General features: G+C 36.6%; 3 protein-coding genes. All 3 read right to left on the bottom strand.

What is annotated here, in order from left to right; translation table 11 throughout:
• Positions 1 to 50 precede the first annotated feature (50 nt).
• Genes V7137_RS13020 through V7137_RS13010 form a run of 3 tightly spaced genes read right to left on the bottom strand, consistent with a single transcriptional unit; the run spans position 51 to position 2,264 of the window.
• Entirely contained in the window at positions 51 to 1,313 is a 1,263-nt protein-coding gene (locus V7137_RS13020; RefSeq protein WP_335698482.1) for an FtsW/RodA/SpoVE family cell cycle protein, read from the bottom strand.
• Between the two features lie 7 nt (positions 1,314 to 1,320).
• A complete protein-coding gene (locus V7137_RS13015; RefSeq protein WP_335698481.1) occupies positions 1,321 to 1,728 on the bottom strand; it encodes a PadR family transcriptional regulator in 408 nt (135 codons plus the stop codon).
• Entirely contained in the window at positions 1,728 to 2,264 is a 537-nt protein-coding gene (locus tag V7137_RS13010; RefSeq protein WP_335698480.1) for a sigma-70 family RNA polymerase sigma factor, read from the bottom strand. Before V7137_RS13010 ends, V7137_RS13015 begins: the two co-directional genes overlap by 1 nt.
• Between the last annotated feature and the right edge of the window lie 163 nt (positions 2,265 to 2,427).

Below are 2,427 nucleotides of genomic sequence, written 5' to 3'. Positions count from 1 at the left end.
AAGCATCACTTTTGTAAAGTATAATCTCCAGCTCATAAATTAATATGGACTCAAGTTTGTTTTCTAGTTAGATCCTTTCGGCGATATACACTTAATACAATACCAATTAAAATCGTATTTAGCAGTGTTGGCATTAATCCATAGCTTATAAATGGCAGGGACATCGAAATTAATGGAAAAACACCTATTGTCATTCCGATATTAGTAGCTAACTGAACAGTATAAAGAGCAACTGCGCCGATTAGAAGAAGTTTGCCATACGAATCTTTTATCCTACTTGTGATGACAATGATTCTTGCACCAAATAGGAATAGGATCAATACGAGTGCAATGGCAAAAAGCCAGCCGTAATAGTAGGTAAAGCTAACAAAGACCAAATTGGTATGGGCCTCGGGAATAAACTCTTTATTCATTGTGCTACCAAACCATCCTGCTTTTGACAGAAGTTCTTTCAAGCGCAGTATCATAAATCCTGGTCCATCAGAATATTTTTCCGGGTTTAAGAATGCCAACAAGCGATCTTTCTGATAAAAACTTAAAAACCTCCAAGAAATGAAACTCACTAACACGAACAAACTAACTGATACTCCCCAGATCGAGATAACAATTTTCCGACTAAACTTACTCCACCAAACCATCGAAAATACCATGATTGTGTAAATGTAGGTTGTTGAAATACTTGGTACCATTAATAACAAAATGATTGGCAGGCAGAATAATAGAATAAACTGCCAAACCTTCAACCTCTCATTACTAAATAAGGAAGCCCAGGCAAGGAAGAAGAATGGCAGCGACATGATGCTTTCAATAGTTAACGGTCCAATCCTAAGAAGTGAAAGTCCATTAATTGTGGTGTTTGAAAATAGTCTTAACACCAATAGAAGTAATACCCCAATTGAATAAAATAACCAACCCTGTTTTTTTAACTTCCTATAATCAATGAGCATGATCCCTACAGCTGACGCACTGCCAATTAGAGTAATAACTACTTTAGAGGCTAATAGATATTCTCCCATAATGCCGATTGAAAACATCGGTAAAAATCCGAGACCGAAGATTGTCATTAAAAGAATCACAAGGATCCAATCTACTTTTGGCCGATGGAGTTTATTCAGCTGCTTGCCTAATTTAATCGAGCTACCCATTTGCTCTACCGCTTTTCCCTCAGCCTCTGTTTCTGTTTGTCCCTTTTCTAACCATACATTTTTCGCTTCCTTTAGGTGATAACTCAATTCATCCGCAACATATTTCTTTGCTTCCTTAGATTTGATCTGGGCAAGGACTTCATTTAAAAAGACGTCTTTTTTGTTCACTTATGCCTCACCTCTCAAATAATTCTTTCCATACAACTTGCCTTTTGATTTGTCTTTTTTCGGCTTTCCGCAACACTCTTCGTCCTTTATCCGTTAACTGATAATACTTTGCTTCCGTTTCAGTCCAGCTTGATTGTATACTTCCAGACTGCTCCAATCGGTGTAAAAGAGTATATAAAAACCCTTCATTGTCTTCAAATTTTAGAATACCTCTTCCCCGCAATAGCTTCGTTAATTCAAAGCCTGTTTTTTCATGAACAAGTAGTTGCATAACCGCTAGCAGAATGTCTTCATCATTTTCTGCTTGTTGCTTAATTTTCCCGAGGATGTTTCTTCGATGCTTCTCCGTAAAGTTTAGTTGAGTAAACGCTCGTTGATCCATGGCCTTCTTTAAGTTCTTTAAACGGTCCTCCATCACAATTCCTCCAATCGTTCTTTCAAAAGTTCCTTTGCACGTCTAAGTCTAGTTTTCACTGTGTTCGTGCCCACTTCCGTTAATACGGCAATTTCTTTAATAGGCAATTCCTCATAATAAAAGAGATAAATGACTTCTCGATATTTAATCGGCAGCATCATAATCGCAGAAATCAATTGATCATCCTCTTGTCTTTGGATGACAGTCTGCTCGACCATTTCCTTTTTCGTCGTGTTGTTTAACGGTTCATCTTCTGTTATGACTACGTTCTTGTTGTACCAACTTTTCAGAAAATCCTTGCAATGATTGATGGCGATGCTCCACAACCAAGTTCGTAACTTCGATTTACCACGATATGTATGTAGACTCTTATAGCACTTAACAAATATATCCTGAGTTAAGTCTTCTGCTATGGAACGATTATTTACATATGAAAAAACAAGCTGGAGAATTTCCTGCCCATACCTGTTCATTATTTCATCTATCATGACGTCCTTATCTTCTGTATCTAATATTTCCAAAGTTAATTCTTCCAAGTTCATCCCTCCTTCATAAAAAATAGACGATGTACTCCTGATAAAGTTTTCATGAAAAGAAAAAAACATAAGCCATTCCTTTAAAGGTAACTTAGAAAAACATTCAAATAAATACAAAAATAAAAGCAGTTGAGATTAGACCAGAAATCTCACCGCTTTTAGT

The organism is Neobacillus drentensis (assembly GCF_036962765.1).
In the GTDB taxonomy this organism is placed as follows: domain Bacteria; phylum Bacillota; class Bacilli; order Bacillales; family Cytobacillaceae; genus Neobacillus; species Neobacillus drentensis_C.
The sequence above is the reverse complement of the archived record's forward strand: the minus strand, read 5'-3'. Positions and strand labels throughout refer to the sequence as shown.